The organism is Patescibacteria group bacterium (genome assembly GCA_034660655.1).
Lineage (GTDB): Bacteria > Patescibacteriota > Patescibacteriia > JAACEG01 > JAACEG01 > JAACEG01.
This window is the reverse complement of the sequence record JAYEJU010000062.1, coordinates 1-7078: the sequence shown is the minus strand read 5'-3', so window position 1 is coordinate 7078 and position 7078 is coordinate 1. Positions and strand designations below refer to the sequence as shown.

Here is a 7078-nt window from a genome sequence, read left to right as displayed (position 1 = left end):
CCGAGACAGTGAAAGAGCTGGGAAGTTTTGAGATAAAATAAAATTTATTTTTAAACAAAAAACAGGCTTTAAGCCTGTTTTTTTATTCCGCGAATTTTAATGTTGCGCTTTTGCAAAAAATTTATAACGCTAAACGGCTCAAATGGTGGAAATGAGCCGTTTATGATTTTAGGCGTGAGCCGTTTATTTTTAAGGTCGTGAGCCGTTTAAATAACAAAAATAAGACTATTTTAATTCATAATAAACGCTTCTGCCTTCCTTCCCAATCTGTTTAACTTTATTTTGCTTTTCTAATATATCCATATATCTGGTAATTGTTGCTTCAGAAATCCTTACGATTTTTTTGATTTCCCTATTAGAAAGTTTGTTTTTTTCTTTTAACGCGATTAAAATTTTATCTAATCTTTTTTGCCTGCGTTTTTGAATATGTTCCCGCGCTTTTTTTAAAAGAGATTTTATAATATTTGAGTTTTGTTGGTTCAAAACAGGAGTTTGTTGTTTTGCAGGCTGTTTTGGTCGCGTTGGCGTCGTGGCTGGCGTTGGCGCTTTAATAATCGGCGGAGCAGGAATTGGATTTTCGCTTGCTAACGAATTTTGTTCAGGTGTTTTTATTTCTGATTGATTTTGAATCAACGGTTTAACATCTGGCGATATTGGAATCGGTGTTTGAACTGGCTTTTGTTCAGATTCAATCGGTTTTTTTATTTCTTGTATTTTCGGAGTTTCTATTTTTTGGGTTTTTAATTCTGGCTTATCTTGCGGAACAAGCGGAACAGCCGGCGGTGTTTGGTTTTGTGTTGGCTGGTCTGGCATAAAAAGTAAAATAAAATTTTTATATGAATATTTTTTTATTTAAAAATCGAGATATAAAATTTTTTTCCATAGATTTTATAGACAAATCAATTTCTTCAAAAATACGACAATCCAAATTTTTGTCTTTCTTCCAATGTTTTTTAAGTCCTTTTAAAATTCTTATTGAAACATCATAATATTCTGGAAAATTTTTTAATTCATATATAATGGCAATCTGCCTGTCAAGTTTCATTATTCCATCATTGGTGTCAGGTTGGACAAGATTCCTAATTAAATAATCATGATAAATTTTAAATCTTTTTACTTTTAATTCCTTGGTGCGTAAATTCCAATATTGCAATACTTTCAAAATAGATATTATAAAACCAATAAAAGCAAATAAGATTGTTATAGTAATACCATTTTCATTAAGAAAATTTAAAATTTTAGATATCATAAAATTTGTTCAATATAATTTGAAAATTTAGCACTCTAATTATTTTTAGGCACAGGCAACCCTATCGTTTGTAATACAATTTTTATTCTTTGTCTGTTATAATAATATTTTTCTTATCTAGATATTTTTTTGAAAAAACAGGACTAACAACTGGAATATTATCAGCCATTATAACCTTTGCATCATCTCCGTGTTTTTTTGCTATTTTTTCTAATTTTTCAATGAATTCTTTTAGTTTCATTTTTAAAAGTTAAAATTATTTTCTAATTTGTATACTTCAAAACTTTTTGTATGCCAATTAGACAAACTTTCATAATCAATAAAATTTACTCTATCTTGAACTTGTTTGAACATACTCAATTTTAATTTATCATCATATTCTCTTTTTCTGGCAATATCAGCCACAATATAAAATTTTGTGTGGAAATCTTGTAATTGAACAAATTTACCAAGAGAATTTTTAATATTTGTAGAATGTTCTATTTCAAAAAAATTAGACGGCATTTTTCTTTCATTAAACCAGACAACATCAACTGTTATTGCGCTTCTTAATAAACCTTCATAAGTGAAATTATAAAATTTTTTGATAGTCGTTATTTCAGATAAACTTTTTTCCAAATATTTTTTATTTTTATCTTGATATGGAACAAATGTTTCTTGTTTTTTAAGATTGCCTATTTCTACAAGCAGTCCTTGATAATACGAATGATTAAATTCTTCTTGTTTTATTTTGGAAATTTTTTTTGCTGGAAAAATATTTTCAGGCAATTTGTTTTTGTAAATTTTTAAAGCCCAAAGCCCAGGTCTTATTTTAAAGAAAAATCTATCATCTTGAACTATGCGTCTGATACTTGCAAACGGTGTTTTTGTTTTCCAATCGGAAATGTCAACATTTTGATTTAAAAAACCAAGCGTTGCAAAGCCGCCGCTTTCTTTCATTGTTTTTATAACTGCTTCGTGTTGTTTCATATTTTTTAAAATTAAATGAATTGAAATTCAAAATCCTTTCTTAATCCATTACTTAAATCCCAATTACCTTTTTTCACGCTCACCATTTTTCCATTTTGGCAGCTGAAAGTTCCTGATGATAAAAAATAAGGAGGATCAGCGAAAATCATATCAACTGAATTTTCGGGAATCTGTTCTATAATTTTAAGGCAGTCGGATTTATACAAAACAAAATTACCTTCTATAAAATAAGGTTTATTTTTTATATTGCTTAAAATTTTATTTTTTACCGCCATATTTTTTAAAATCCATTATAAAAATATTTTAAAGAATAATGATATCTAAAAACCAAAATTTTCAAATGTTTTAATATATAAGTAATAAGTTATTAATCCTATTATTAAACTAGTTATAATAAATACAATCCAATTTTTTAATAAAATATTATTATATTTGTCGTATTTTCCTTTTAAAATAAATCTATATATTATCAGAAATATAATAAACGATATTGGGAATATAATATAATAATAAATAAAAAATAAACTGAAATTTTTAAAGAGATAAAATAAAAATATAGGTAAAAAAGCAAAAATAATATAATAAAATAATGAATATAACAGTATATTTTTATTCCCTTTTAATTTTTTATTTAGTTGGTTCATAGATTTTTATGTTATTTATTAAATAATTTAATTCCATTTTAATTATATCATATCCTTTATCAGTTATCCATTCTTTTTTATGATAGAAATCTAATAACTTTAATAAGTGTTTAAATTTATGTTCAATGATTTTTTTATGGACTGAAGACAAATGATCATTGATTTTATTAAAAACAATTTTTATTTTTTCTTCGCATTTTTCTTTATTTTTTCTTTTCTCGCAAAGTTTTGACATTTTTTCAAATCTTTTCTCTCTTTGTTTAATTTTTTTGTTTTGTTTTTCAATATTTTTATTTATTTGTTTTAATTTTTTAATTAAGTTATTTTTGACTAATTTTCTTTTTATTTCTCCTATATTATATAGTTCTTTAATATTTGAAATCGCGCTGTTTATTGTTATTAATTTTTTTATTTTTATTATTTCTTGTTTTTCCTTTTCTCTGTTTCCTGCTCTGTCTGTTGAACTGTATTTAATAGTATAAATTATTTCAATATCAGAAGATAATTGCGGAATATTTAAGGTAATAGGTTGTTTATAATTTTTCCAAATTTCGCCATTATCTAAACTGTATTCTGTTTTTAATATTCCTGATCCATTTTCATTATCTTCTCCAATTAACTCTATTAAGACGCTATTAAGATAATAATCGCTTGTTTCATTTTCTTTTTTACCAACTATGTTGATTTCTGTTTTTGGTTTTTCAAAATCCTCTATTTCATATTTTGTTAAAATTGAATCAGGATTAATAGTATAATCAATTATATCATTCCCATCTTTATCAACTTGCATTTTTATTTGTTCATAATCTTCTATATTGTTATTTATTTCTAATTGTATTTTAGCGTCAACTGAATTTAACGCGATTTCATTAAAATAAGCTGTTTTTGTGTATTCGTTGTTTTCTATTTTTTGAATTCTCGCGTTAAATGTTCCAATATCTGTTGCTTCTCCTTTAATTATATAGTTTTTGTCTTTTGGCAAAAACGCAAATTTGTTTCCATCTATTATATCATATTCAACTCCTGGAATATTCATTTCAATGTCGTTGTTTTGGACTGGCCCAACATGATTGCCTAAATTGTCATAAATATGAAGATTTATTGGAGAGTGAAAACTTATTTGAGTTCCGTTTAAAGAGCAAAAAGAATTGTCTTCGCTTAAATTATTAAAATCTGAAAATTTAAAATTATCAATGTCATCTTTTAATATTGTTGCTACTAATTGTTTTATTCCATTTGCGCTGGGGATAACAGCGTGTTTGATATTTTTTATATAAAATTCATTATTTGTTTCCAAATGTTCAGCGCTTTTTCTTGGCACTGTGCCATCTCCTGAAATATATCTTAAAGCATACTCATATCCGCCAGATTTTTCCTTGTTTAATATATAAATTTTTCCTATTGTAGCTATACCGCAACCTGTAATATTATAGGTATCTACGCCATTATTTTTAGGAGAATAATTATCAATGCTTTTGTGGAGATTGTCATTATATTTGATTAATTCATTATTCCTTCCTTTATTAACCAACAATTCAATTGATTGATCATAATTTAAATTGCCTAAAATATCATTATTATCAATATCAAATATATCAGCTAAATAAGAATTATAATTTTTGTTATTTTCATCAAAATATAATTTACTTGGCAATAATTGATAAACTGACGGCATATTTTGGGATATTATTTTTGCCCTTTTTTGATTTAGTCCTAATCCTAAAAAACCAATATCCATATCATCTCCATACATCAAAATTTTTGCCGCTTTTGGCGATCCAAGATGTGGAGTCGCTATATCTATAAATTTATTGACATTTGAAGCGCCAAATATTTCCATATATTTTTTTGCAATCAGACCGCCCATACTGTGGGATATAATATTTACTTTTTCAAATCCAGGTTTGCTAATTATTTTTAATATTTTGTTATTTAAAGTATTTGGATTATCTCCTGCTTCATATCCCGCTAAATAACTAATTTCACGCCTCCAATCATATGGTAGAACAAACAGATTAACATTTTTTTTATAATCATTTTTCACTAATTCATTTATTAATCCTTCAAAAAAATCATTATCTGATATTTTGCTTATGATGTTTCCAACCGCTATATTATTTGTTTTAGGAACACCTGTCTCAGATAAAATTAAATCATTTAAATAATCATCATCTCCAGATAAAAACATTCTTGTTAAATTCGGCCAGACTTCTTTTCCGTCATCAGCGTTATTTAAATAACTTCCCATAATTCCCGGAATCAGAATAACAGGATCAATTTTCTTTTCTTCTTTTTCTAAAACAAAATCTGCTTGAATTTCATCGTATAAAGTTAATTCTATGTTAATAATTTTACATTCCTTATATCCTTCTGCCTTGGCAATAACATCCGTTGCTTTCGGTATATTGTGAGTAAAATATAAAATATATTCGCCATTTTCATTAGTCGTCTGAGTATATTTTGAATTTGAAGAAGCAGGCTGATAATTATATGAATACCATGTCGGCTTAACTGAAATTTCAGTTGCGGGGATTGGTTCATTGGTAATACTGTCTTTTACAACACCATAAATTTTAACATAATATATCAAATTATCAGCATATCCAGAATCAGCTTTTAAAACATTAGGAAATAATATAAAGGCTAATATTAAAAATAAATTTCCTGCTACAAATTTTATTTTCATCATAATTTTATTTTGTTAAATTTTTAAATATTATAATTTAGAATATAGATTCCCGCCTTTGCGGGAATGACAAAAGGAGAAGCGGGAATGACAAAAGAAATTTTAAAGCGTTTTGTAGATTTGAACTTTCCCATTATCATAAACTTTTTCTAAATATTCTTTTTCATCGGGATTGAACGCGCCGATGCCTTCTTCTAAATTGCTGTAAAAAATATAATCAATTCTGGAATTTTTTAAAAATTCTTTTTTTTGTTCATCTGATTTGTTTGTTATAAAAAACCATATAATTTTATTTGTTTTATATTCAAAATTTACTGTTTCAGCCCAATGTCCGGCGTAAACTTTTTTTGTAGCTATGCCAGGCAACACATTTCCTATTAGGATAGACGCAAAAATTGTTTCGTCTTTTTGAACATTTTGTCCTACCCAGCGCATAGCGTCTATTTTTGAAGTATGCAGATAATTTATTTTTTGATTGCAGACAAGAAAATTTTCTGCTATCACGAACAGATTAGATAGTCCTAAAATTATAAAAATAAAGGATAGCAGCAATATTGTTCCCGCATTATTTTTTTTAAGATTAGATATAAATTTTGTATTTTGAATTTTTTTATAAATAATAAATATCGCCATAGTAGCCAAAATCACAATAGGAATTTGAATGCCCATGGTAAGCCGCCTTTGGAATGTAATAAGAGGACAGAATATTAAAATAAAATTTATTGCAAGCCAGCAGATTAAAAAAAGATTTTTGTTATCTATTTTTTTATTTTTTATTAAATAACAGATTCCGTAAATTGCCAGAAATAGGGGGATGCCATAGCTTATTATTGTAACGGGAAATGACGGAGTGGCGCATAAATTTTGCCCCATTTTTTGCTGGGATGTTGTGTCAAAAAATATTTTTATTATATGATATAAAATTGACGGAATTGAAATAAATCCGATTATAAAAAGATGCTTTATTCCATTTAGAAAAAGTTTTTTTTGTTTTTGCAAAAAAAGAATAATCAGATAAATTGGTATTATGCTAAAAATAGTAACTAAAAAAAATGGATGAAAATTAAAATGAAACAAAGCCATAATTCCAGCGATAAAGCTGTATTTTATTTTATTAGTATTAAGCGCTAAAAGAAAAAATAGAAAAATCAGAATAAGGCAACTAAGCGAGGCAATAAAGTGAGGGCTTTGAAACAGGGTTAAAAAAGTGTTTGATTCTGTTGACCAAATATCCAATGGCCAGTTATAATATCCTTTTTCAATATCAGCGTAATAAAACAGATTCAAAATAGGCGACAAAAGCGCTCCTAACCCAGATGAAAATGTGATTAATAAAAAGGCGATTTTTCTTTTTTCCAAACTTTGCAGAAAGTAAGATATTAAAAAATAAATTGTAAACAAACAAGGAATAATTAATAAGATTCGCGTCAGATGAAAAGCAAGAAACGCTGGAAGATGAAAAATTTTAGCGAATAATCCAATAACCAGCCAGAGCGCGTTAAAATTTTTTTCAGCAGGCAGTTCGTTATG

6 protein-coding genes and 1 pseudogene are annotated in these 7078 nt (G+C 26.7%); all 7 read right to left on the bottom strand.

Annotated features, from left to right (window positions below):
• Positions 1 to 225: 225 nt before the first annotated feature.
• Positions 226 to 813 carry a winged helix-turn-helix transcriptional regulator gene (locus U9O55_04640; GenBank protein ID MEA2089091.1) on the bottom strand — a complete coding sequence of 196 codons (588 nt, stop codon included), beginning with the start codon at positions 811 to 813 and terminating at the stop codon, positions 226 to 228.
• Between the two features lie 19 nt (positions 814 to 832).
• Positions 833 to 1249 (bottom strand): hypothetical protein, encoded by a 417-nt coding sequence (locus U9O55_04635; GenBank protein MEA2089090.1) that lies wholly within the window; start codon positions 1247 to 1249, stop codon positions 833 to 835.
• Positions 1250 to 1331: 82 nt separating this feature from the next.
• Positions 1332 to 1490: a hypothetical protein gene (locus U9O55_04630; protein MEA2089089.1), complete on the bottom strand. Its 159-nt coding sequence runs from the start codon at positions 1488 to 1490 to the stop codon at positions 1332 to 1334.
• Positions 1491 to 1492: 2 nt separating this feature from the next.
• Positions 1493 to 2218: a hypothetical protein gene (locus U9O55_04625; protein ID MEA2089088.1), complete on the bottom strand. Its 726-nt coding sequence runs from the start codon at positions 2216 to 2218 to the stop codon at positions 1493 to 1495.
• Positions 2219 to 2241: 23 nt separating this feature from the next.
• Positions 2242 to 2463, bottom strand: a pseudogene (locus U9O55_04620) (site-specific DNA-methyltransferase).
• A 382-nt stretch (positions 2464 to 2845) separates the two neighbouring features.
• Positions 2846 to 5551 carry a hypothetical protein gene (locus tag U9O55_04615; GenBank protein MEA2089087.1) on the bottom strand — a complete coding sequence of 902 codons (2706 nt, stop codon included), beginning with the start codon at positions 5549 to 5551 and terminating at the stop codon, positions 2846 to 2848.
• Positions 5552 to 5650: 99 nt separating this feature from the next.
• Positions 5651 to 7078, bottom strand: a 1428-nt coding sequence (locus U9O55_04610) for a hypothetical protein (GenBank protein ID MEA2089086.1), incomplete at its 5' end; no start/stop codon positions are given.

Bases quoted from the DNA above. Each gene is read 5' to 3' on its own strand.
- U9O55_04640 (MEA2089091.1), bottom strand. From the start codon at position 813: ATGCCAGACCAGCCAACACAAAACCAAACACCGCCGGCTGTTCCGCTT.
- U9O55_04635 (MEA2089090.1), bottom strand. From the start codon at position 1,249: ATGATATCTAAAATTTTAAATTTTCTTAATGAAAATGGTATTACTATA.
- U9O55_04630 (MEA2089089.1), bottom strand. From the start codon at position 1,490: ATGAAACTAAAAGAATTCATTGAAAAATTAGAAAAAATAGCAAAAAAA.
- U9O55_04625 (MEA2089088.1), bottom strand. From the start codon at position 2,218: ATGAAACAACACGAAGCAGTTATAAAAACAATGAAAGAAAGCGGCGGC.
- U9O55_04615 (MEA2089087.1), bottom strand. From the start codon at position 5,551: ATGATGAAAATAAAATTTGTAGCAGGAAATTTATTTTTAATATTAGCC.